The 22984-nt window shown below is 71.0% G+C and carries 20 protein-coding genes; 12 read left to right on the forward strand and 8 right to left on the reverse strand.

Going from position 1 to position 22984, the window contains the following annotated elements; all coding sequences use genetic code 11:
* The first annotated feature begins 51 nt into the window (after window positions 1-51).
* Window positions 52-699: a GntR family transcriptional regulator gene (locus tag C2L58_RS15980; RefSeq protein WP_103338362.1), complete on the forward strand. Its 648-nt coding sequence runs from the start codon at window positions 52-54 to the stop codon at window positions 697-699.
* On the opposite strand, the gene C2L58_RS15985 is transcribed toward C2L58_RS15980, so the two are convergent.
* On the reverse strand, window positions 696-1817 hold the full coding sequence (locus C2L58_RS15985) for an aromatic ring-hydroxylating oxygenase subunit alpha (RefSeq protein ID WP_103338363.1): 1122 nt from the start codon (window positions 1815-1817) through the stop codon (window positions 696-698). The genes C2L58_RS15980 and C2L58_RS15985 overlap by 4 nt on opposite strands.
* A gap of 272 nt (window positions 1818-2089) precedes the next feature.
* Window positions 2090-2668 carry a TetR/AcrR family transcriptional regulator gene (locus tag C2L58_RS15990; RefSeq protein WP_103338364.1) on the reverse strand — a complete coding sequence of 193 codons (579 nt, stop codon included), beginning with the start codon at window positions 2666-2668 and terminating at the stop codon, window positions 2090-2092.
* A gap of 97 nt (window positions 2669-2765) precedes the next feature.
* Here C2L58_RS15990 and C2L58_RS15995 point away from each other — a divergent pair, with 97 nt between their 5' ends.
* The 6 genes from C2L58_RS15995 to C2L58_RS16020 all read left to right on the forward strand — a co-directional run bounded on the left by C2L58_RS15995 (window position 2766) and on the right by C2L58_RS16020 (window position 9766).
* Window positions 2766-4232, forward strand: a complete 1467-nt coding sequence (locus C2L58_RS15995; RefSeq protein ID WP_103338459.1) for an aldehyde dehydrogenase family protein — start codon at window positions 2766-2768, stop codon at window positions 4230-4232.
* A gap of 29 nt (window positions 4233-4261) precedes the next feature.
* Window positions 4262-5830 carry an amino acid permease gene (locus C2L58_RS16000; RefSeq protein ID WP_103338365.1) on the forward strand — a complete coding sequence of 523 codons (1569 nt, stop codon included), beginning with the start codon at window positions 4262-4264 and terminating at the stop codon, window positions 5828-5830.
* A gap of 101 nt (window positions 5831-5931) precedes the next feature.
* Complete coding sequence (betA, locus tag C2L58_RS16005) at window positions 5932-7590, forward strand: choline dehydrogenase (protein WP_103338366.1); 1659 nt, start codon at window positions 5932-5934, stop codon at window positions 7588-7590.
* Window positions 7591-7773: 183 nt separating this feature from the next.
* Entirely contained in the window at window positions 7774-8094 is a 321-nt protein-coding gene (locus C2L58_RS16010; RefSeq protein ID WP_103338367.1) for a bifunctional 3-phenylpropionate/cinnamic acid dioxygenase ferredoxin subunit, read from the forward strand.
* Window positions 8091-9224, forward strand: a complete 1134-nt coding sequence (locus C2L58_RS16015) for an NAD(P)/FAD-dependent oxidoreductase (protein ID WP_103338368.1) — start codon at window positions 8091-8093, stop codon at window positions 9222-9224. The genes C2L58_RS16010 and C2L58_RS16015 overlap by 4 nt, the downstream gene beginning before the upstream one ends.
* A gap of 38 nt (window positions 9225-9262) precedes the next feature.
* Window positions 9263-9766, forward strand: a complete 504-nt coding sequence (locus C2L58_RS16020; protein ID WP_103338369.1) for a putative immunity protein — start codon at window positions 9263-9265, stop codon at window positions 9764-9766.
* Here C2L58_RS16020 and C2L58_RS16025 read toward each other — a convergent pair.
* Genes C2L58_RS16025 through pdhA form a run of 5 tightly spaced genes read right to left on the reverse strand, consistent with a single transcriptional unit; the run spans window position 9763 to window position 14595 of the window.
* The gene (locus C2L58_RS16025; protein ID WP_103338370.1) at window positions 9763-10737 is read right to left on the reverse strand and encodes a hypothetical protein; all 975 of its coding nucleotides are present in this window, start codon (window positions 10735-10737) and stop codon (window positions 9763-9765) included. The two genes, C2L58_RS16020 and C2L58_RS16025, sit on opposite strands and share 4 nt — an antisense overlap.
* A complete protein-coding gene (locus tag C2L58_RS16030) occupies window positions 10734-11282 on the reverse strand; it encodes a hypothetical protein (protein WP_103338371.1) in 549 nt (182 codons plus the stop codon). The genes C2L58_RS16025 and C2L58_RS16030 overlap by 4 nt, the downstream gene beginning before the upstream one ends.
* Before the next feature lie 55 nt (window positions 11283-11337).
* Entirely contained in the window at window positions 11338-12522 is a 1185-nt protein-coding gene (locus C2L58_RS16035; protein ID WP_103338372.1) for a dihydrolipoamide acetyltransferase family protein, read from the reverse strand.
* Window positions 12515-13510 carry an alpha-ketoacid dehydrogenase subunit beta gene (locus tag C2L58_RS16040; RefSeq protein ID WP_103338373.1) on the reverse strand — a complete coding sequence of 332 codons (996 nt, stop codon included), beginning with the start codon at window positions 13508-13510 and terminating at the stop codon, window positions 12515-12517. Before C2L58_RS16040 ends, C2L58_RS16035 begins: the two co-directional genes overlap by 8 nt.
* Window positions 13510-14595: a pyruvate dehydrogenase (acetyl-transferring) E1 component subunit alpha gene (gene pdhA, locus C2L58_RS16045; RefSeq protein WP_103338374.1), complete on the reverse strand. Its 1086-nt coding sequence runs from the start codon at window positions 14593-14595 to the stop codon at window positions 13510-13512. Before pdhA ends, C2L58_RS16040 begins: the two co-directional genes overlap by 1 nt.
* Before the next feature lie 134 nt (window positions 14596-14729).
* Between pdhA and C2L58_RS16050 the strand changes: the two genes are divergently transcribed.
* A complete protein-coding gene (locus C2L58_RS16050; protein ID WP_103338460.1) occupies window positions 14730-15206 on the forward strand; it encodes an Lrp/AsnC family transcriptional regulator in 477 nt (158 codons plus the stop codon).
* 9 nt (window positions 15207-15215) lie between these two features.
* Here C2L58_RS16050 and C2L58_RS16055 read toward each other — a convergent pair whose 3' ends face one another.
* Window positions 15216-15626, reverse strand: a complete 411-nt coding sequence (locus C2L58_RS16055; RefSeq protein WP_103338375.1) for a GNAT family N-acetyltransferase — start codon at window positions 15624-15626, stop codon at window positions 15216-15218.
* A gap of 249 nt (window positions 15627-15875) precedes the next feature.
* On the opposite strand from C2L58_RS16055, the gene C2L58_RS16060 reads away from it, so the two are divergent.
* From C2L58_RS16060 to C2L58_RS16075, 4 genes are all read left to right on the forward strand, one after another.
* Window positions 15876-18467, forward strand: coding sequence for a glycoside hydrolase family 3 protein (locus tag C2L58_RS16060; protein WP_103338376.1), 2592 nt, complete (start codon window positions 15876-15878; stop codon window positions 18465-18467).
* A 291-nt stretch (window positions 18468-18758) separates the two neighbouring features.
* A complete protein-coding gene (locus tag C2L58_RS16065) occupies window positions 18759-20384 on the forward strand; it encodes a DUF885 domain-containing protein (RefSeq protein ID WP_103338377.1) in 1626 nt (541 codons plus the stop codon).
* A 53-nt stretch (window positions 20385-20437) separates the two neighbouring features.
* Window positions 20438-21133, forward strand: a complete 696-nt coding sequence (locus tag C2L58_RS16070; RefSeq protein WP_103338378.1) for a response regulator transcription factor — start codon at window positions 20438-20440, stop codon at window positions 21131-21133.
* A complete protein-coding gene (locus tag C2L58_RS16075; protein WP_233225751.1) occupies window positions 21123-22982 on the forward strand; it encodes a sensor histidine kinase in 1860 nt (619 codons plus the stop codon). Before C2L58_RS16070 ends, C2L58_RS16075 begins: the two co-directional genes overlap by 11 nt.
* Window positions 22983-22984 lie beyond the last annotated feature (2 nt).

The following is a 22984-nucleotide window of genomic DNA, read 5'->3' on the forward strand; positions in this document are numbered from 1 at the left end:
CCTTCCGTGGTCGACTTCTGATATATCAATCGTCGATGTAGGCTAAGCGGCGTGCACCCCCAGGTCAATCCCCCATCCCTGGCCGAACAGGCGTACCGCTTCGTGCGTGATCGCCTGGTCATGCTGGACATCCCGCCGGGCTCCCCGCTCAACGAGGAGGAGCTCGGCAGCACGCTCGGCATGGGCCGGACGCCGATCCGCGAGGCGCTGAAGCGGCTGGAGTCCGAACGCCTGGTCGTCGCCTACCCGCGGCGCGGGACGTTCGCCACCGACGTCAACATCTCCGACCTCGCGCACATCTCCGAGGTGCGGCGGACGCTGGAGCCGATGGCGACGGCCGCCGCGGCCGGGCGCGCGACCGAGGCCGACCGGGCGGCCCTGACCGAGCTGCGCGCGCAGCTCGACGCGGGCGCCCCGGGCCGGGACAACGCCGAGCTGCTGCGCACCGACCTCGCCCTGCACCGGGCGATCTACCGGTGCGTGCACAACCCGTTCCTCGAGGACACGCTGATCCGGTACGACAACCTCGCGACCCGGATCTGGTGCGTGTTCGTGCCCCGGCTGTCCGGGATGGCCGGCCACATCGACGAGCACGTCCCGCTCCTCACCGCGATCATCGAGGGTGACGCCGAGAAGGCCGCCGCCCTCACGCTCGAGCACGTCACCGGCTTCGAGGCCGCCATCCGGGCGTTGATCTAGACCGCCAGGCGCGCGCGGACCCAGTCGTGGAAGGCGCCGATGTGGTGCTCGCTGGGCACGAGCACCCCGCCGTTGACGTAGGAGCGCGAGTCCATCGCCAGCTGGCAGCGTTCGCACGCCTCGAAGTCCTGCAGGTTGACGCGGTGGAACAGCTCCACCGAGCGGGTCAGATCGCGCCCGGACTCGACGACTTCGGGCAGGTAGAGCCAGTCGCAGCGGACCAGCGTCCGGTCCGGGGCGAGCGGGAACATCCGGTGCAGGATCACGTGGTCCGGGACCAGGTTGACGAAGACGCCCGGCTTGATGGTGATCGCGTAGTACTTGCGGTCCTGGGCCTCGGTCACGCCGGGCAGCCGGTCGACGCCTTCGGAGCCGTCGATGGTGAAGCCCTTGATGTCACCGCCGAACTCGGCGCCGTGGCCGACGTAGTACTGCGCGGCGTAACCGTCGGCGAACTCCGGGAGCACCTCGGTGAGCTCCGGGTGGATCGTCGCGCAGTGGTAGCACTCCATGAAGTTCTCGATGATCTGCTTCCAGTTCGCCTTCACGTCGTACTCGATGCGCTTGCCCAGCGCGAGGCCGTCGATGCCGTAGGCGTCGATCTCTTCGGCGCCGCCGAGGCGTTCGGTGACCGCGCCGACGACGGCGTCTTCGAACGACGGCGGCTCGTCGGCCAGGCAGACCCAGGCGTAGCCGAGCCACTCGCGCAGGTGGACCTTCGTCAGGCCGAACTCGGTCCGGTCGACGTCCGGCATCCCGGTGAGGTTGGGCGCGGCGATCAGCTTGCCGTCGAGCCCGTAGGTCCAGGCGTGGTACGGGCACTGGAAGGCGCGCTTGACCGTGCCGCTCTCCGCGGTGCACAGCCGGGCGCCGCGGTGGCGGCAGACGTTGAGGAACGCGTTCAGCTTGCCGTCCCGGCCCCGCGAGACGAGCACGCTCTCCTTGCCGATCTGCACGGTCTCGAACGCCCCGGGACCGGCGAGGTCCGCGCTGCGCACGGCGCAGAACCAGTCCGCCTCGAAGATCTTCGCCTGCTCCAGCGCGAAGATCGCCGGATCGGTGTAGGAGCTGCCGGGCAAGGTGGCGAGCAGGCTCGGCGGCAGATCGGTTGTGGTCACCGGCGTGGTCCTCTCCGCGGATCAGGACGGGAGCAGTTGCGCAGAACGCGTCACGTTGCACACTCCGCACCAGAGTGACTCCCGCCCAACCCGCTGTCAACCCAAGTTTTTCAGTGCCCCGCCACGGGTTTCACCCACACGGCGTGACCGAAGGGTCGACACGCGTGATTGAACAGTCGACACGCGTGATCAGAGGGTCGACACGCGGACCCGCCGTGTCGACCCCTCAATCACGCGTGTCGGCTTCCCAATCACGCGTGTTGGCGTCTCCGTCAGGCGGCGGGGCCGGTGATGGCGCGGCGGAAGAGGGTTTCGATCTCCTCGCGGGTGGGGCGGGGGTCGGCCAGGGCCGCCTGCATCAGGAGGCCGCAGAACAAGCCCGCGAGGAGGCGGCCGGTGAGCGGGTCGGTGCGGGAGCCGAAGAACGCGATCAGGGCGTCGTCCCAGGCCGCGCTCGCCTTGCGCAGCCGGGGCCGGTGCAGCGCGGCCACGTAGAGGTCGTACTCGACCACCGTGTCGCGGTACTGCTCGTTGATGTAGCCCATGACCAGGTCGGCGAGGGCCGCGGCGAAGTCGGTGTCCGGCGGGAGCGCCGACTCCCACTCCTTCAGCGCGTGGACGTTCTTCTCCGCCGCCTCGACCAGGGCCACTTCCAGCAGGTCGTCCAGGGTCGCGAAGTGGTAGGTCGTCGAGCCCAGCGGCACGCCGGCGGCGGCCGCGACGGCCCGGTGGGTGACGCCGTCGATCCCCCGCTGGGCGACGACCTCGATCGCGGCCTTGGCGATCCGCGCCCGCCGTTCCGGGTCGTTCGGGCCGCGGCGCCGGGCCGCGGCGGGTTCCGTGTTCGACATCGGTGTCGAGCCCCCTTGTGGACATCTGTACACGCTTCGCGTACAAATGTACGCACTCAACGCGCCGAGCAGCCACTACCGATCCGGGAAGGGCCGCATGAAAGACCTCCACATCGACGGGATCTGGGCGGACGCGTCCGCCGGCACCCGCTCCGACGTGCTGAACCCCGCCACCGGCCAGGTCATCGAGACCGTCGCCGAAGCGGGTCGCGAAGAGGTCGATGCCGCGGTCAGAGCCGCGCGGAGGGCCTTCGACGAAGGCCCGTGGCGGCGGACGACCGCCACCGAACGCGGCGCCCTGCTGCGCCGCACAGCCGACCTCCTGGTCCGCGACCGCGAGGAACTGGCCCGCACCGAGAGCCTCGACACCGGCAAGACCCTCGGCGAAGGCCGCATCGACATCGACGACGTGACGAACGTCTTCCGCTACTACGCCGACCTCGCGGACAAGGACGCCGGACGCCTGGTCGACGCGGGCAGCGCGAGCGTGGTCAGCCGGATCGTGCACGAACCGGTCGGCGTCTGCGCGCTCATCGCGCCCTGGAACTACCCCCTGCTCCAGATGTCCTGGAAGGTCGCGCCGGCGCTGGCCGCGGGCAACACCGTGGTGCTCAAGCCCAGCGAGGTCACCCCGCTGACCACGATCAAGCTGGTCGCCCTGCTCGAAGAAGCCGGCACGCCACCCGGCGTCGTCAACCTCCTGCTCGGCGACGGCCGCGTCGGCGCGGCGATGGTCGAGCACCCGGCCGTGGACCTGGTCTCCTTCACCGGCGGCTACGCGACCGGCGAGAAGATCATGACCGCCGCCGCGAAGGGCGTCCGCCGGGTCGCCCTCGAACTCGGCGGCAAGAACCCGAACGTCGTCTTCGCCGACGCCGACTACGAAACGGCGCTCGACTACGCCCTGATGGCGGCGTTCGTCCATTCCGGACAGGTCTGTTCAGCGGGCGCGCGGCTGATCGTCGAAGATGGCATCCATGATCGGTTCGTCGCCGACCTCGCCGCGCGTGCCGACCGCATCCGGGTCGGCGACGGCCTGGACCCGGAGACCGAAACGGGTCCGCTCGTCTCGGCGCAACACCGCGCCAAGGTCGAGGGCTACATCGAAAGCGCTCTCGCGGAGGGCGCCCAGCTCCGGGCCGGTGGCAAGCGCCCCGAAGGACCGGAGTACGAAGGCGGTTTCTTCCTGCGCCCCACCGTTTTCTCCGGCTGCACCCCGGAGATGACGATCGTCCGGGAAGAGGTCTTCGGCCCGGTCGTCACCGTGGAACGCTTCACCGACGAGGCTGACGCGATCGCCCTGGCCAACGACACCGAGTACGGGCTCGCCGGAGCCGTGTGGACGTCGGACGCGTCCCGCGCCCAGCGCGTCGCCGGGGCCCTGCGCCACGGCACCGTGTGGATCAACGACTACCACCCCTACCTGCCCCAGGCGGAGTGGGGCGGGTTCGGCAAATCGGGCATCGGCCGCGAACTCGGGCCGTCCGGGCTGGCCGAGTACCAGGAGAGCAAGCACATCTACCAGAACATCGATCCCGTTCCGCAGCACTGGTTCAAGGGCTGATCCCACCCCCACCACGTAAGGACGCTGCCATGACCACGCAGGAAATACCGGCGGGCGGGGGGCCTGCTGCCGACGACAACTCCGACCTCGCCAAGTTCGGCTACCGCCAGGAGCTGGAGCGCTCGCTCGGCTCGTTCTCCAGCTTCGCCGCCGGCTTCAGCTACATCTCCATCCTGACCGGCGTGTTCCAGCTGTTCTTCTTCGGCTTCGGCTCGGGCGGACCGGCGTTCATCTGGACCTGGCCGCTGGTCTTCGTCGGCCAGGCCGCCGTGGCCCTGTGCTTCGCCGAACTCGCCGGGCAGTTCCCGCTCGCCGGCTCGGTTTACCAGTGGGCCAAGCAGATCGCGAAACCGGCGACGTCGTGGCTGGCCGGCTGGATCATGATCATCGGCGCGATCGTGACGGCGGCCGCCGTCGCGGTGGCGTACCAGATCATCCTGCCGCAGGTGTCGACCGCGTTCCAGCTCGTCGGCAGCGACGAAGACGCCGGCCTGACGTCGACGCCGGGCGGCGCGCAGAACGCCATCATCCTGGCCCTGGTGCTGGTCGTGTTCGCCACGATCGTCAACATCATCGGCGTCAAGCTGATGGCGAAGATCAACAACTTCGGCGTCGCGGTGGAGCTCGGCGCGAGCGTCCTGCTGGTGATCGCGCTGGCCATCCACATCAAGCGCGGCCCCAGCCTGGTCTTCGACACCGCCGGCACCGGTGAGAGTCACTCGTTCGGGTACCTCGGGGCGTTCCTGGTGGCGTCGCTGATGAGCGCGTACGTCTTCTACGGCTTCGACACCGCGGGCTCGCTGGCCGAGGAGACCACCCAGCCGCGGCGGCACGCGCCCCGCGCGATCCTCCGGGCGATCACGGCGGCGTTCATCGTCGGCGGGCTGATCATGCTGTTCGGCATGATGGCCGTCGGCGACCTGAGCGCCAAGGAGCTCAGCACGTCCGGCATGCCGTACCTGCTGAAGAGCACCCTCGGCGAGGGGCTCGGCGACGCCTTCCTGATCTGCTCGGCGATCGCGATCACCGTCTGCTGCCTCGCCGTGCAGACCGCGGCGATCCGGATGACCTGGGCGATGGCCCGCGACGGCCGCCTGCCGTTCAGCAAGGCCATGGCGAAGGTTTCGCCGCGGTCGAAGACCCCGGTGCTGCCCGCGCTGCTGACCGGCGGCCTCACCGTCGTCGTGCTGCTGATCAACCTCGGCAACCAGCGGGCGTTCTTCATCCTGACCTCGACGGCGATCATCCTGTTCTACATCCCCTACCTGATGGTCACCGGCCCGATGCTGGTGCGCCGCCTGCGCGGCGGCTGGCCGCGGCCGGACCACGGCCCGTACTTCAAGCTGGGCCGCTGGGGCACGCTGGTGAACCTGGTCGCGGTGGTCTACGGCGCGGCCATGACGATCAACCTGATCTGGCCGCGGGCCGAGGTCTACGGCTCCGACCACTGGTACTTCCAGTGGGGCGCGGTGATCGTCACCGGGCTGATCGTGATCATCGGTGCGATCATGCTCTACGTCCGGCGCCACACCTGGGGCTCCGCGCACACGAGCCCCGAACACATGCCCGACAACGCCCCGGACACCCTGCCCGGCTGAGAACCTTGTTCTGGTTAGGACGGCGCTATGGATCGTGACATACCTGCCGGCGGTGACTCTTGCGCCGGCCGACGGCTGAACAAGGTTCTTCAGGAGGACGCATGAGCACCGAAACCTACGACTTCGTCATCGTCGGCGGTGGTTCGGCGGGCTGCGCGCTGGCGAACCGGCTCTCCGCGGACCCGGCGAACAAGGTCCTCGTCCTGGAGGCGGGCCGGTCGGACTTCAAGTGGGACGTCTTCATCCACATGCCCGCCGCGCTGACCTTCCCGATCGGGTCGAAGTTCTACGACTGGGGCTACCGCAGCGAACCCGAGCCGTACATGAACCGCCGTCGCATCTACCACGCGCGCGGCAAGGTGCTCGGCGGGTCCTCCAGCATCAACGGGATGATCTTCCAGCGCGGCAACCCGATGGACTACGAGCGCTGGGGCGCCGACCCCGGGATGTCCACTTGGGACTACGCGCACTGCCTGCCGTACTTCAACCGGATGGAAAACTGCCTCGCCGATGCGCCGGACGGGCAGTGGCGTGGCCACGACGGTCCGCTGGAGCTGGAACGCGGCCCGGCTTCCAATCCGTTGTTCACGGCTTTCTTCGACGCCGCCGAGGAAGCGGGCTACCCGCGCACCGACGACGTCAACGGCTACCGGCAGGAGGGCTTCGCGGCCTTCGACCGGAACGTCCGGAACGGACGGCGGCTGTCGGCGGCCGGCGCGTACCTGCACCCGGTGATGGACCGGCCCAACCTCACGGTGAAGACCCGCGCGTTCGTCTCGCAGATCCTCTTCGACGGCACGCGCGCGGTCGGCGTCGAGTACGCGCAGGGCCGGGGTGTGCCGGCCGAGGTGTACGGCAAGGAGGTCATCCTCTGCGGCGGCGCGATCAACACGCCGCAGCTGCTGCAGCTCTCCGGCGTCGGCAACGCCGCCGACCTGGAGAAGCTCGGCATCGACGTCGTGAAGGACCTGCCGGGCGTCGGCGAAAACCTGCAGGACCACCTCGAGGTGTACATCCAGTACGCCTGCAAGCAGCCGGTGTCGATGCAGCCTTCGCTGGCGAAGTGGAAGCGGCCCTACATCGGCGCGCAGTGGCTGTTCCTGCGGTCCGGGCCGGCCGCCACCAACCACTTCGAAGGCGGCGGGTTCGTCCGGTCCAACGACGAGGTGAAGTACCCGAACCTGATGTTCCACTTCCTGCCGGTGGCGATCCGCTACGACGGTTCGGCGCCCACGGAAGGGCACGGCTACCAGGTGCACGTCGGCCCGATGTACGCCGACACCCGCGGCTCGGTGAAGATCACTTCGACCGACCCGCGGCAGCACCCGGCCATCAAGTTCAACTACCTGTCGACCGAGAACGACCGCCGCGAATGGGTCGAAGCGGTGCGGGTGGCGCGGAAGATCCTCAACCAGCCCGCGCTGGAGCCTTACAACGGCGGGGAGATCTCGCCGGGACCGTCCGTGGAGACCGACGAAGAGATCCTCGATTGGGTCGCCAAGGACGCCGAAACCGCGCTGCACCCGTCGTGCACCACGAAGATGGGCGTGGACGACATGTCCGTCGTCGACCCGCAGACCATGCGGGTGCACGGCACCGAGGGCCTGCGCGTGGTGGACGCGTCGGTGATGCCCTACATCACCAACGGCAACATCTACGCCCCGGTGATGATGACCGCCGAGAAGGCCGCCGACCTGATCCTCGGCAACACCCCGCTGGCCCCGCTCAAGCTGCCGTTCTACCGGCACGGGGAGAACTAGCCCCCGGCGTCGCAGCGCCCGTACCGCCATCCCCGGTACGGGCCTTCGGCGTGCCCGGAACACCCGTTATCCGGTAACGAAAACTACCCGGGCGTACCCCCTTGACGACGTCCTCCGGGGGATTCAGACTTTGTTGCGGATCACAGTTGATGTTCCCCTATGCGCAACAATCTCGGAGGACGCATGATGCGCGCGTGCACGGTGGACGAACTGCCCCCCGGAGAGTCGGTCCGGATCCCCGGGCCGCCCGCCATCGCGGTGTTCCACACCGAGGACGGCGAGCTGTACGCCATCGGCGACACGTGCACCCACCAGGACGCCTCCCTGGCCGACGGCTGGCTCGAAGGCCGCTTCGTCGAGTGCCCGCTGCACGCGGCACTGTTCGACCTGCGCACCGGCATGCCGACCTGCCTGCCGGCGAAGGACCCGGTGCGCACGTACGCCGTGGTCGTCGACGAAGGCGTCATCTACGTCCGGGGCGTGGCCGACGAGGACGCCGCGTGAAGCGCGTCGCGGTCGTCGGCGCTTCACTCGCCGGGGTCCGCGCGGCGCAGGAGCTGCGCGCGCAGGGGTACGACGGCGGGATCGTGCTGATCGGCGACGAACCGCACCTGCCCTACGACCGGCCGCCGCTGTCGAAGGGCTTCCTGGCCGGGACGGCGACGCGCGAGTCGCTGGAGCTGCTCGACGCCGGCGACCTGGCGTCGCTGGCCCTGGACTTCCGGCTCGGCGTCCGGGCGACGGCGCTGGAGCCGGCCAACCGGCGCGTGCTGCTGTCGGACGGCACGTCGGTGCACGCGGACGGCGTCGTGATCGCCACCGGCGGCCGGGCGCGCCGGCTGCCGGGCTTCGCGGGCGCCCACACGCTGCGGACGGTCGACGACGCGCATGCCTTGCGCGCCGCTTTGGTGCCGGGTGCGCGGGTGGTGATCGTCGGGGCCGGGTTCATCGGCGCCGAGGTGGCCTCGACGTGCCGGTCGCTGGGTCTCGACGTGGTGGTCCTGGAGGCGCTGGCCGCGCCGCTGGCGCCGGTCCTGGGCCCTTCGCTGGCCGCCGTTTGCGCCCGGCTGCACCTCGACCACGGCACGGACCTGCGCTGCGGCGTCCAGGTTTCCGGCCTCACCCCGGCCGGCGTCGAGCTGGCTTCCGGTGCGCTCGTCCCGGCCGACGTGGTCGTCGCCGGCGTCGGGATGACGCCGGCGACCGAGTGGCTGGCGGGCTCGGAGTTGACGGTCGGCAACGGCGTCCACACCGACGCGGGCCTGGTCACTTCGCTGCCTCAGGTCGTGGCGGTGGGCGACGTGGCCCGGTACGCGGGACTGCGGCACGAGCACTGGACGAACGCGTCCGAGCAGGCACCGGTCGCGGTGGCCAACCTGCTGGCCGGGCACAGCGCACGGACCTACACCCCGAGCGGATACGTCTGGTCGGACCAGTATTCGGGGACCTTGCAGCTGGCCGGCCATCCCCGCCCGGACGACACGCTTTCGTTCGTGGACGGCGACCCGTCGTCGTCTTCGTTCGTGGCGACGTTCTCGCGTGACGGCTCGACGGTGGGCGTCTTCGCCCTGAACAACGCGAAGCTGTTCAACCGCCTGCGCCGGCAGGCCCTGCGCCGCCCGGCGACCGTCTGAAAGTCTCAACCGGGTGTTCAAGGATACGCTTCACGGGGGTGGAGCTGAGTCTTGACGAACTACGAGCGTTGACGGGCTGGGCCGCGGCCTGCGCTTCCCGTGTCCTGCCGCTGTACGAGTCCCGCGTCCCGGATGATCTCCGCCCGGCCGCGGCGATCGACGCGGCGCGAGAATTCGCTTCGGGCGCTCCGCGCACCAAGGCCCTGCGCACGGCGGCGTGGGCGGCACTGGCGGCGGCCGGCGCAACCACCGACCCGGTCGCCTCCGCCGCGGCCCGCGCAGCGGTCGCCGCGGCGGGGGCGGCGTACTTGCATCCCCTGGCGTCGCCGCACCAGGTGCAGCACATCGTGGGCCCGGCCCAGCAGGCCGCATTGGCGCGCGAACTCGCCGGCGATTCCGCGCCGGCGGAGATCGAATGGGCCCTCGCGCAGGCCCCACCGGAGGTGAGCGCCCTCCTGCAGCGATTCCCGCCGGGCAAACCGGGCCGTACGCGCTTGGGTGAACTGCACCGCCGGCTGGAGTCCGCCCTCCGCGCGGGTTAGAGCGAGAGTTCGTCCAAGTCCGACTCGAGGCGGGCCCGCCAGGTCCAGCGGCGTTCCGTGGTGTCCGCGGCCTCCGGGGCCGGCGGGCCCAGCGGCAACGCCGGTTCCGTGACCCCGAACGTCACCCGGTACGCCAGCACCGAAGCCGCCGTCCGGATCCACGCGTCACCCGTTGTGCCGGACGGCGGTGCCACCCCCAGCGCGTTCCCGAACCACGTCGGCAGCAGGACGTTCGAGCCCAGCGCGTCGGTGATCCGGGTGCGCAGCCGCACCTGCAGGTCGTGCCACGCTCGCTCGGCCCGCTCCAGCTGGGGCACCACCCGCGCCTCGACCGCGTCGGCCTCGCGCAACGCCAGCCGCGCTTTCTCCGCCGCGGCCGAAGCCGCCGGGATCTCCTCGTCCAGCAACGTGCGGCGCCGGGTCGCCAGCGCGCGCAGCCGGGACTCCGCGTCGCCGCGTGCCCGGGACGCACGGTTCGTCGAGGCCAAGACGCCGATGACGTCCAGGAGGTCGGCGTCGCAGCGGGAAAGCGCGCCGCGCACCGCGTCCAGGTGCGCGATCTCCTCCGCGTACCGGGCCCGCTGCTCCTTGGTGACGAGCTCCTTGTGCAGGTCGTCCCACCGCGCCGCCTCGGCCGCCAGCGCCCGCGTCTCCGCGCCGACGTCGTCCAGGTCCGCCTGCGGCACCCCGTCGGCCACGCGCACCGCGCGCTCCAGGACGCGGACCTGCTGCCGCAGCCGCTCCAGCTGCCGGGCGAGCAGGTCGATCCGGTCGTCCTGGCGGTCCGGGCCGCCGCTCTCCAGCCGCTCGGTCAGCTCGGCGACGTCCTGACCCAGGCGGTCGTCGGCCGCGCGCAGCCCGTCGACCGCCGCGAACAGCTCGTCCAGGTCGCGGCGCGCCGGATCGGCGGTCTCGAGGTACTCGTCCGAGAACTCGGGATCGTCGCCGTAGGTCGCGTAGCCGTGGCTCACGGGAGCCGGCTTTCCCGCCACAGCAGCGCGATCGTGCCCGCGGCACCCAGCGCCGCCAGGATCGTGCAGACCACCACCCCGGACCACGGGATCAGCGCGAGAACCAGCGCCAGCGCCGTGATCGTGCCCGCCCACGCCGCCCGCGTGCGCTCGCGGATCACGGCTCCGGCCCGGCGGACCGGGGCGAAGCCGATCCACAGGCCCGCGCCGAACAGCGGCACCAGAACCAGCAGCCACACCGGCGAAAGCACCTCGAACAGCACCAGCGCCGCGGCGGCTAGCGGCACCAGGACGGGCGCGGCCGCGAACCAGACGACCGCGCGCTGCGTCGCCGCGTGGCGGGACTCGAGCTCGGCGTCGGCGAGGCGCCGCCTGGCCTCGTCGAACGCCAGCTCGGCGTCGAGCAGCCGGTGGGCCGTCGCGACGAGCCCGTCCATCTCCTCGACGTCCGCGGGCGGGGTCGTGAGCCCGTCCCGCAGGTCCTGCTTGAGCCGGGCGACGCGGCCCTCCGCCAGGTCGCGGTCGTGCTGGGCCGGTGTCGTCACGCAACCACTTTAAGTGCGACCACCGACACCACCGGCCAAGGCGGCCGGTGAGTCGTCAGAGGTCTCCCAGCGCGGTGACCGGCGACTCCACGCAGTCGGCGACGAACCGCAGGAACCCGCCCGCCGTGCCGCCGTCGCAGACGCGGTGGTCGAAGGCCAGCGTCAGCTCGCAGACCTTCCGCACCGCCAGCGTGCCGTCGACGACCCACGGCCGGTCGATGATCCGGCCGATGCCGAGGATGGCCGCCTCGGGGTGGTTGATGATCGCGGCCGAGCCGTCGACGCCGAAGACGCCGTAGTTGTTGACCGTGAAGGTGCCGCCGGTGAGGTCCGCGGGCGCGAGCTTGCCGTCCCGGGCCGTGCGGGCGCGCTCGCCGATCGCCGCCGACAGGTCCCGGGTGGACAGCTCCCCCGCGTCCCGCACCACCGGCACGACCAGCCCGCGGCCGGTCTGCGCGGCGAGCCCGAGGTGGATCTCGTCGAGCAGGACGATTTCGCCGCCTTCGACGCGCGAGTTCAGCTCGGGATACCGGCGAAGCCCCGCGACGGCGAACCGCGCGATCAGCCCGAGCAGGCTGACCGGCCGGTCGGTCTTGGCGTTCAACGCCGCGCGGGCGGCGACCAGCCCGGTCGCGTCGACGTCCACCCAGACCGTGGCCTCGGGAATTTCCCGCCGGGACGTCGTGAGCTTGTCGGCCACGGCCTTGCGAACCCCGGTCAGCGGGATGCGCTTGCCCTTCGCGACCGGCTTCTTCAACGCCGCTTCGACGTCGGCGCGGCGGATGATCCCGTCCGCGCCGGTGGCGGTGACCTTCGCGAGGTCGATCCCGTTGTCCGCGGCCAGCTTCCGGACGAACGGCGAGATCACGCCGGGCGCCTGCTTCGGCCGCGTGGGTGCGGTGGTGCTCACCGGGCGCCGCGCGCGCTTGCGCCGCGTCGTCGGCGCGGTGCCGTAGCCGATCAGGACGTTGCCGCTGCCCGAAGACGTCGTGACGCCGGGTTCGGCGAACCCGCCGACGCTCAGCAGCGGCGCGCCGACCGGCAGCAGCTGCCCCGGCTCGCCGTGCAGCGCGGACACCACGCCGGCGAACGGCACCGGCACCTCGACCGCCGCCTTCGCCGTCTCCACCTCGACGACGACCTGGTCGACGTCGACGGTGTCGCCGACCTTGACCCGCCAGTCCACGATCGCCGCCTCGGTCAGGCCTTCGCCGAGGTCCGGCAGCAGGAAGTCAGGCACCGGCCACCACCGGCGTGTCGTCCCACTGCAGGCGCGCGATCGTGTCGAGGATCCGGTCGACGTCGGGGAGCTGGTGGCGCTCGAGCTTCGGCGCCGGGTACGGGATGTCGAGCCCGGTAACCCGCAGGACCGGCGCGTGCAGCTGGTGGAAGCACTGCTCGGTGACGCGCGCGACGACCTCGGCGCCGTAGCCGCCGAAGCCCGCGGCCTCGTGGACCACCACGGCCCGCCCGGTGCGGCGGACCGAAGCCGTCACGGTCTCGTCGTCGAACGGCGACAGCGAGCGCAGGTCGACGACCTCGACGTCCCAGCCCTCGGCCTTCGCCGCGTCGGCGGTTTCCAGCGCGGTGGCGACCATCGGGCCGTACGCGATGAGCGTGACGTCCTTGCCGTGGCGGCGGACCACGGCCCGGTCCATGGCCGGGCCCGAGCGGGTGAAGGTGACCTCTTCGCTCGACCAGTAGCGGCACTTCGGTTCGAGGAAGACCACCGGGTCGGGCGACTCGATGGCGTCGCGGAGCAGGTCGTAGGCGTCCTGCGCGGTGCCCGGCGTGACGACGCGCAGGCCCGGCGTGTGCGTGTAGTAGGCCTCGCTGGAGTCGCAGTGGTGCTCGACGCCGCCGATCCCGCCGGCGTAGGGCACGCGGATCACCATCGGCAGCGAGAGCGCGCCGCGGGTGCGGTTGCGCAGCTTCGCCACGTGCGAGGTGATCTGCTCGAACGCGGGGTAGGCGAAGGCGTCGAACTGCATCTCGACGACCGGCCGGAAGCCGCCCATCGCCATCCCGACGGCGAACCCGACGATGCCGGACTCGGCGAGCGGCGTGTCGAAGCAGCGGTCCTCGCCGAAGTCGGCGGTGATGCCGTCGGTGACGCGGAAGACGCCGCCGAGCGTGCCGACGTCCTCGCCGAACACGAGGACGCGGTCGTCGTCCTTGAGGGCGTCCCGCAGGGCCGCGTTGAGGGCCTGCGCCATGGTGGTCGTCATCAGGCCTCCAGTTCGGCTTCGAGGGCGGCCCGCTGGGCTTCCAGCTGGCGGGTCGGCTCGGCGTAGACGTGGTCGAACAGCGACAGCGGGTCGAGCTCGGGCTCGGCGTTCAGCGTGTCGCGGACGGACTGGGCGAACACCTCGGCGTCGGCCGCGAACCGGTCGATTTCGTTGTCCTGCAGCAGGTTCTCGCTCTTGAGGAACGTTTCGAGCCGCTTGAGCGGGTCCGCTTCCCGCCACTTCGCGACTTCTTCGGCGTCGCGGTAGCGGGTGGCGTCGTCGGCGTTGGTGTGGGCGTCGATGCGGTAGGTGTGGGCCTCCACGAGGACCGGCCCCTTGCCTTCGCGCGCGTGCTTCACCGCGTCGTCGAGGACGGCCAGGACGGCGACGGCGTCGTTGCCGTCGACCTGCTCCGAGCGCATGCCGTAGCCGATGCCCTTGTACGCCAGCGCGGCCGCGGCGCTCTGCTTCTCGAAGGGCACCGAGATGGCGAAGCGGTTGTTCTGCACGAAGAACACGACGGGCGCCTTGAAGACGGCCGCGAAATTGAGCGCTTCGTGGAAGTCGCCTTCGCTGGTGGCGCCGTCCCCGATGAGCGCGAGCGCGACGGCGTCTTCGCCGCGTCGCTGCATCGCGTGCGCGAGGCCGACGGCGTGCAGCGTCTGCGTCGCGAGCGGAGTGCACTGAGGCGCTACGCGCGTCTCGACCGGGTTGTAGCCGCAGTGCGCGTCGCCGCGGAGGAGCGTCAGCACTTCGCCGGGCTTCAGGCCGCGGGCGACGAGGGCTACGGAGTCGCGGTAGGTCGGGAAGAGCCAGTCCCGGGTTTCGAGGGCGAGCGCCGCGGCGACCTGGCAGGCCTCCTGGCCGGCGCTGGAGGGGTAGACGGCGAGCCGGCCCTGCTTGGTGAGCGCGGTCGCCTGGACGTCGAACCGGCGGCCCAGGACCATCAGCCGGTAGGCCTCCTTGAGCCGTTCTCCCGCGGGTTCGCCGTACGCGCCGTGCTCGCCGGCCCGGCTCCCGTCTTCGGCGACGAACCGCACCGGGGCAGCGGACGGCAGCAGGGTCTCCGAGGACAGCACAGCCATGGCGCACACCACCTCTCCCAGACATATGATGCTGAAATGGTCGTTCTCGGCGGTGTTGTGTTCAAGGGTTGGCGGAAATGAGCGACAAACTGTCTCCAGGAGGTCCTTCCGGCGCCCAAACGTCCACCGGTGTCCTGGCTCACGGGGGTCTGCCGGGACGAACGGTCCCGGCCCTGGACGACGTCGACCGGGCGATGCTGGCGGAGCTGTCCGCGGACGGCCGTCTGGCGGTGCGCGCGCTGGCGGAAAAACTCCACATCTCACGGACGAACGCGTACGCCCGGCTGGAGCGCTTGATGGCGGAGGGGGTGATCACCGGCTTCGGCGCCCGGATCGACCCGCGCCGAGCGGGCCTGGGCACCTCGGCCTACATCATGGTGATGGTGGAGCAGACGTCCTGGCGCACGATGGCGACGGACCTGCACGAGATCCCGTACGTCGACCACGTGGCCCTGGTGGGCGGCGACTTCGACATCCTGCTGCTGGTCCGGACGCCGGACAACTCGACCCTGCGGGACGTGGTGCTGGAGCGGCTGCAGGCGCTGGAGGGCGTGCGGTCGACGCGGACTTGGCTGATCTTCGAGGAACTGCCGGGCTCGGTGCTGAGCTGAGCCGCGCGCTCAGCCGAACGTCCAGACCAGCACCGCCTGCCCCTCCTCGGCGACTCCGCCGGCCGCGCGGTAGGTCGCCTTCGCCGGGGCGTTGTCCCCTTCCGTGACGACCCACATGCCGTAGCACCCGCGCTCGCGAGCCAGCTCCCCGAGCGCCGTCACCAACGACCGGCCGAGGCCCTGCCCGCGGAAGCCGTCGTCGACGCCCAGTTCGTACAGGAACATCTCCGTGCCCTTGTCCGGGTGGGTCGTCTCCACGCCGGTCACCATGCCCGCCGGCACGTCGTCCACGTACGCGACCAGCAGGTGGTGGCCATCGGCGGCGAGGAAGCGCTCGGCGGCGTCCTGCCGCGGGGGATCGTCGAACAGGTGCCCGGCCGCCAGGAGCGGTTCGAGCGAGACCACACGGCGGATGTCCATGGGGCAAAACCCTTGCCCCTCAGTGCCCTTGACCGCAACCGCATTACGCGTTAGGCGTGACCCCACCACCGAGCGACTCTTAGTTTATGTCAAGAATTAACACGCCCTCCAAATATTCGAAACCCTTGACGCCCTCCCCGTCGCGCGGTGAGGATCGGCCGGTCCGCCGTTCATCGCAGAATGGACCAGTCCATGGCCAGAAGATCCCGCGCGTGGTCTCGTGCGCGCCGAAGTTCGCTCGTCACGCTGATGAGCCTGAGCCTGCTGGGCGGGATCGCCCAGGCGACGCCGGCCCAGGCCGCCGAAGTGCCCCAGCCGGTCATCGGCCAGCCGGCCAAGGACAAGGACGGCTGCGCCAAGATCGAAAAGAGCCTGCCGACCCTGGCGGACTGGCCGAAGGTCGACAGCCGGCTCAAGGGCAAGGCCGGCGACGAGCAGCGGATCGCCGAAATCCTCAAGGGCATGACCCTGGAAGAAAAAGTCGGGCAGATGACGCAGCCCGAGATCGCCGCCATCACCCCCGACGAGGTCCGCCAGTACGCCATCGGCTCGGTCCTCAACGGCGGCGGCTCGTGGCCCGGCGGGAAGAAGTACGCCACCCAGCAGGACTGGCTGAACCTCGCCGACTCCTACTGGGACGCCTCCAAGACCAGCCGCACGAAGATCCCCGTCATCTGGGGCATCGACGCCGTGCACGGCAACAACAACGTCTACGGCGCCACCGTCTTCCCGCACAACATCGGCCTCGGCGCCGCGCACGACCCGTGCCTGGTCCGCGACGTCGCCGGCGCCACCGCCCGGCAGATCCGCTCCACCGGCCAGGACTGGGCCTTCTCGCCCACCCTCGCCGTCGTCCAGGACGACCGCTGGGGCCGCACCTACGAAGGCTTCTCCGAGGACCCGCGCATCACCCGCGCGTACGGCTTCGAAGCCATCGACGGCCTCCAGGACGGCGCCACCAAGCGCATCGGCTACAACGGCGTGATCGCCACCGCCAAGCACTTCATCGGCGACGGCGGCACGATCAACGGCCAGGACCAGGGCGTCAACCCCTCGTCCGAAGCGGACATGATCAACATCCACGGCCAGGGCTACTACGGCGCGCTCGCCGCCGGCTCCCAGACCGTGATGGTGTCGTTCAACAGCTGGACCAACGCCGACCTCGGCATCACCGAAGGCAAGCTGCACGGCAGCGACAAGGCGCTGAACCAGATCCTCAAGGGCAAGATCGGCTTCGACGGCCTCGTCGTCTCCGACTGGAACGGCATCGGCCAGGTCACCGGCTGCACGAACTCCTCGTGCCCGCAGGCGATCAACGCCGGCATCGACATCGTGATGGTGCCGAACGACTGGAAGGCGTTCATCACCAACACCGTCGCCCAGGTGCAGAGCGGCCAGATCCCGATGGCGCGCATCGACGACGCCGTCACCCGCATCCTGCGGGTCAAGCTGCGTGACGGCCTGTTCGAGTCGCAGAAGCCGTCCGACCGCTCCTACGCCAACTCCGACGAGGCGCTGAAGGACAACTGGCTGGCGCGTGACGCCGTCCGCGAGTCGCAGACGCTGCTGAAGAACAACGGCAACGTGCTGCCGCTCAAGCCGGCGTCGAAGGTCCTGGTGGTCGGCAAGAGCGCCGACAACATCCCGAACCAGACGGGTGGCTGGACGCTCAGCTGGCAGGGCACCGGCAACACCAACGCCGACTTCCCGAACGCCACCTCGATCCTGACGGGCATCAAGCAGGACCTCGGCGACGCGAACGTCACCTTCGACGCCACCGGGACCGTCGACCCCAAGGGCTTCGACGCGGTCATCGCCGTCATCGGCGAGACGCCGTACGCCGAGGGTGTCGGCGACCTGACCCGCAAGTCGCTCGAGGCGTCGAAGCTCTACCCCGAGGACCTGGCCGTGCTGGACAAGGTCAGCGGCAAGGGCACCCCGGTCGTCACCGTGTACGTCGGCGGCCGCCCGCTGTACATGAACAAGGAGATCAACCGCTCCGACGCGTTCGTGGCGGCCTGGCTGCCCGGCACCGAAGGCGGCGGCGTCGCCGACATGCTGGTCAAGGGCAAGGACGGCACCGGCTACCAGGGCACGCTGTCGTACTCGTGGCCGAAGAGCGCGTGCCAGTCGCCGCTCAACCCGTGGTCGCCGGGCTACGACCCGCTGTTCAAGCTCGGCTACGGCCTCAAGTCCGGGCAGCGCGTGACGGTCGGCCAGCTGGACGAGACCTCCGGGCCGGCGTCCTGCACCTCGACCGGCGGCGGCGGGACGGCGACCCAGGACCTGTCGATCTTCGACCGCACCGACGTCCCGCCGTACACGAGCCAGATCGGCTCGGCGGAGAACTGGGGCGGCACGGTGATCGGCCCCGACGGCACGGCGGCGCACAGCGAGATCAACGTCGTCCCGGCGGACGTCAACGTCCAGGCCGACGGGCTCAAGGCAACCTGGACCGGCGCGGGTGCGGCCCAGCTGTACATGCAGAACACGGCGGGCACGAACGACCTGCGCGGCTATTTGAACGCCGACGCCGCCCTGGAGTTCGACACGGTCGTGCAGCAGGCACCGGCCAACCGGACGGTGATCAGCATGCACTGCGTCTACCCCTGCTTCTCCGAGGTGAACGCGACGAAGCTGTTCACCGACCTGGCGGGCGGCCCGAAGACGACGGTGAAGATCCCGGTGTCCTGCTTCAACAACGGGCTGGACTTCGAGCACATCAACACCCCGTTCCTGGTCTACACCGACGGCACGTTCCAGGCTTCGTTCGCGAACGTGCGGTGGGTACCGAAGGGAGCTCAGGATCCGGACGCGAGATCCTGTTCGAGCTTGACCTGACGGCGACCGGGCCGGGAGCGATTCGCTCCCGGCCCGGTTCCGTTCCGGCCGGGTTCACCCAAGGGCTACCGCTGCTCCCTCCCCGAGTTCAAGCCCGGTCGATCGCAACGGGCGCCGCCATCCCTGTGCCCATCCGGAGGCTCACTCGGTGCCCACCAGGCGATCGCGCGGTACCGGAGAAAGCCGAAGATCCCACTGCCGAGACACCGGCAACGGTGATGCCGAGAGCTACGGTCGGGTAGGTGAAGTCGGAGCACGGAACCTGAACGAGCGTTCCGGCACGATGGACGAATGACCTCCGAAGCGACCACCCTCGCCGACGAACTGCTCCACGTCCTGGGCACCTGGGTCCCGCTCGAAGCGACCTTCGTCGGCATCCCCGGCCACGATGCCGAGCTGCCCGACCCGAGCGAAACCGCGCACGAACGCCTCCGGGCCCGGGCCGCCGGCATCCTCGCCCGGGCGAAGACTTCGGCGGACCCCGACCGCGTCACACTGGGCGTTGTCGTCCAGCAGGCGGAAACCGTGCTTGCCCGGCTGGATGCGAACGACGTGGAATTCACCCTCGCCGATCCGATGTTCGCCGTCGGCATGTCGCTCCCGATCTTCCTGCCGCAGCTGCAGCCCGTCGGCGAGCGGGCCGAGGAGGACTTCCTGACCCGGCTGGCCGGCTTCCCCGCCTTCTACGCGGCACTGGCCGAACGCCAGCGCGCCGGGCTGCGGGCCGGGCGGACGCCGGTGGACCGGATGGCGCACAACGCTCTCGGCTTCCTGGACCGCTTCCTGGCGCAGGACAGCCCGTTCACCGGAGACCACGGTGCGCGCCGGGACGAGCTGGTCGCCGGGGCCGTCCGGCCGGCCCTCGCGCGCTACCGCGAGTTCCTCGCCACCGAAGTCGCCGGGCGCGGCCGGTCCGACGACCAGCCGGGGCTCTGCTGGCTCGAAGACGGCGAAACGCACTACGCGGCCCTGGCGCGGATGCACACGACCACCGACCACACCCCCGCCGAACTGCACCGGCTGGGCCTCGAGGTGCTCGCCGGGCTCGAAGCCGAGTACGCCGAGATCGGCGGCCGGGTGTTCGGGCTGACCGACCCGGCCGAGGTGCGCCGGCGGCTGCGCAGCGACGAAAGCCTCCGCTGGCGTGACGCCGAAGAGATGCTCGAAACCGCCCGGAGCGCCGTCGCCCGCGCGACCGCCGCGGCGCCGGACTGGTTCGCCCGGGTGCCGGACGCCGAGTGCGTCGTCCGGGCGGTGCCGGAAGCCGAAGCGCCCGTCGCCGCGGCGGCGTACTACATGCCACCCGCGCTCGACGGCTCGCGGCCGGGCACCTTCTACACCAACGCGCACGAGGTGCACACGCGTGACCGGTTCATCGCCGAGACCGTGGCCTTCCACGAGGCCGTGCCCGGCCACCACTTCGCCGAATCGCTGGCGCAGGAACTGACCGAGCTGCCCCAGCTGCGGCGCATCGCCGTGATCTCCGCCTTCAGCGAAGGCTGGGCCCTCTACACCGAACGGCTCGCCGACGAGATGGGCCTGTTCTCCGGCGACCTGATGCGGCTGGGCATGGTGGCCGAGGACTCCGTCCGGGCCGCGCGGCTGGTCGTCGACACCGGTCTCCACGCCCTGCGCTGGACACGGCGGCAATGCGTCGAGTTCCTGCGGGCGCACACGGTGCTCAGCGAGGTCGAAGTGCAGTCCGAAACGGACCGGTACATCGAAAGCCCCGGCCAGGCCCTGGCCTACATGACCGGACGGCTGGAGATCGTGCGCCTGCGCCGGTTCGCCGAGGAACGGCTCGGCGCCTCCTTCGACATCAAGGAGTTCCACGACGTGGTGCTCGGCGGCGGCCAGCTGCCGCTGAAGGTGCTGGAGGACGTCGTGCGGGGCTGGGCCGGCGGCCCCAAGGTGTGAAGATCCGGTCAGGATGGGGTGACCACCGTGTCAGGACGCCTACCCTCGACGCCGTGTGCGCACGTGTACTGGTCGCGGAAGACGACGAGAAGCAGGCCGAGGTCCTCCGGCTCTACCTCGAAAGCGAAGGGCACACCGTGGTGCTGGCCCCCGACGGCCGGGCGGCGCTCGACGAGGCCCGGCGCGACCGCCCCGACCTGCTGGTCCTCGACGTGATGATGCCGAAGGTCGACGGCCTCGACGTCTGCCGGATCCTGCGGCAGGAGTCCGACGTCGCGGTGCTGATGCTGACCGCCCGCGCCACCGAGGACGACCTGCTGCTCGGCCTCGACCTCGGCGCCGACGACTACCTGACCAAGCCGTACAGCCCGCGCGAGCTGATGGCCCGGGTCCGGACGCTGCTGCGGCGGACCGCCGGGCGCGGCGAGCCGCCCGACACCGCGTTGCGCGCGGGCCGCCTGCGGCTCGACCCGGTGCGGCACGAAGTCTCGGTCGGCGACCGGCCGGTGGAGACCACTCCGGGCGAGTTCCAGCTGCTCGAGACGCTGATCCGGCAGCCGGGCCGGGTGTTCACCCGCCGGCAGCTGCTCGAACTGACCCGCGGCGACGACCGGTTCGTCAGCACCCGGATCATCGACGTCCACGTGCTCAACCTGCGGAAGAAGATCGAGCCGGACCCGCAGAAGCCCGTCCACCTGCGGACCGTCTTCGGAGTCGGCTACAAGCTGACGGCGGAAGATGACGCCTAGCCCGAAGGCGCGGCAGCGCAGCTTCCCGAGGCGGCGCAGCCTGGTCGTCCGGCTCAGCGCCGTCTCCCTGCTCATCGCGCTCGCCTCCATCGCGGCGACCGCGTGGCTGGCCGTGCAGACCACCACCCGCGCGATCCAGCAGGAGCAGGGCCAGGCCCTCTCCGGCGACGCGACGATCTACACCGAGCTGCTCGGTTTCGCCGCGGCGAACCACACGTGGGACCAGGTCGGCCCCCGGCTGCGGACGCTGTCGGAACAGACCGGCCGCCGGGTCGTGCTGACCACCCTCGACCGGCGGGTCCTCGGCGATTCCGGCGGCGCGCCGGTCACCCTGCCGGTCAAGGCGACCGCGTCGGTCGATCCCCTGCACGTCGACCCGGTGCTGCTGCCCGAGGCCGGGACGAGCGGCATCGACCCGCGCGCGACCGGCCCGTTCAAGCTGCCCCCGTCCGAACGCGAGGAGCTCACCGTGCTGGCCCACAAGGCCACCGCGTGCCTCGCCGTGTTCGGCCTGCCCGGTCAGGTGCACGACTCGCCGAGCGGGCGGCCCCAGCTCACCGGGCTCGACCCGCTCTCCGCCCGCTACTACGCGGGCAAGTGCGGGCTCTTCGAGCTGGCCGCCCCCACCCCGACCGAGCAGGCCGCGCTGACGAGCCTGAACGAGGCCGTCAACCGCTGCGTGCAGAACCAGGGCGGCGACCCGGTGAAGATCGACCGCGACCTGGAGGTGCTCGACGTCCCCGATCAGCGGCCGATCCAGGGCTGCCTCGACTCGGCCCGCCGCGAGCAGCTCGCGCCGTACGTCGCGCCGCCCGCGTTGCTGTTCACGCTCGGCCCGGGCGGGTCGCCGCTGCCGACGTTCACGCTGTCGCGGGAGAACCTCACCCGGATCCTGGCGGTGACCGGTGGCGTGCTGGCGCTGGCCGTCGCGCTCACCGCGCTCGTCGCGCGGCGGTTGTCCCGTCCGCTGCGGGCGCTGACCGAGGCCGCGCAGCAGGACCGGCCGGCGCCGGTGAAGTCCCGCGACGAGGTCGGGTACCTCGCCGCCGCGTTCAACGACCTCACCGCCCGGCGCGAGCGCATCGAGGAGCAGCGCAAGGCGATGGTCAGCGACATCGCCCACGAGCTGCGCAACCCGCTCAACGTCATCCGCGGCCGGCTGGAGGCCGCCGAAGACGGGCACCTGCCGTTCGACCGGGCCCTGAGCGCGTCGCTGCTCGAGGAAACCGTGCTGCTGCAGCACATCGTCGACGACCTGCAGGACCTCGCCGCGGCCGACGCCGGGCAGCTGCGCCTGCACCCCGAGCCCCTCGACGCGGCGGAGCTGGCCGGCCACGTCGCCGCCGCGCACGCCGACCGGGCCGCCGCCGGCGGTGTCACGCTCACCGTCGAAGCGCTCGGCGAAGCCACGTTGACGGCCGACCCGGTCCGGCTCCGGCAGGTCGTCGGCAACCTGGTGACGAACGCGATCCGGCACACGCCGCCCGGCGGCCGGGTGACCATCCGGATCTCGTCCACTGTGGACGAGGTGACGCTCGCCGTGGCGGACACCGGCGCCGGCATCGCCGCCGAGGACCTGCCGCACGTGTTCGACCGGTTCTGGCGGGCCGAGAAGTCCCGCAGCCGCCAGACCGGCGGCAGCGGGCTCGGCCTCGCCATCGTGCGCCACCTCGTCGCGGCGCACGGCGGCACGGTCGCCGTCGAGTCCGAAGTGGACGCCGGATCGACGTTCACCGTCCGGCTACCGAAGGCGGATCCCGGTGGTGAGGACGCCGGCGTGGGGGACGCGCAGGACGTGCGGCCGCCGGGCCCCATCGCGGAGGAAGGTGACGCCGGTGGCGGTGAATAGCC

This window comes from Amycolatopsis sp. CA-126428 (assembly GCF_002904335.1).
Taxonomy (GTDB): domain Bacteria; phylum Actinomycetota; class Actinomycetes; order Mycobacteriales; family Pseudonocardiaceae; genus Amycolatopsis.

Coding starts and splice junctions, on each gene's coding strand:
- C2L58_RS16075 (WP_233225751.1), top strand. CDS start 21,123: ATGACGCCTAGCCCGAAGGCGCGGCAGCGCAGCTTCCCGAGGCGGCGC.
- C2L58_RS16060 (WP_103338376.1), top strand. CDS start 15,876: ATGAGCCTGAGCCTGCTGGGCGGGATCGCCCAGGCGACGCCGGCCCAG.
- C2L58_RS16000 (WP_103338365.1), top strand. CDS start 4,262: ATGACCACGCAGGAAATACCGGCGGGCGGGGGGCCTGCTGCCGACGAC.
- C2L58_RS16055 (WP_103338375.1), bottom strand. CDS start 15,626: ATGGACATCCGCCGTGTGGTCTCGCTCGAACCGCTCCTGGCGGCCGGG.
- betA (WP_103338366.1), top strand. CDS start 5,932: ATGAGCACCGAAACCTACGACTTCGTCATCGTCGGCGGTGGTTCGGCG.
- C2L58_RS15990 (WP_103338364.1), bottom strand. CDS start 2,668: ATGTCGAACACGGAACCCGCCGCGGCCCGGCGCCGCGGCCCGAACGAC.
- C2L58_RS15995 (WP_103338459.1), top strand. CDS start 2,766: ATGAAAGACCTCCACATCGACGGGATCTGGGCGGACGCGTCCGCCGGC.
- C2L58_RS16040 (WP_103338373.1), bottom strand. CDS start 13,510: ATGACGACCACCATGGCGCAGGCCCTCAACGCGGCCCTGCGGGACGCC.
- pdhA (WP_103338374.1), bottom strand. CDS start 14,595: ATGGCTGTGCTGTCCTCGGAGACCCTGCTGCCGTCCGCTGCCCCGGTG.
- C2L58_RS16010 (WP_103338367.1), top strand. CDS start 7,774: ATGATGCGCGCGTGCACGGTGGACGAACTGCCCCCCGGAGAGTCGGTC.
- C2L58_RS16065 (WP_103338377.1), top strand. CDS start 18,759: ATGACCTCCGAAGCGACCACCCTCGCCGACGAACTGCTCCACGTCCTG.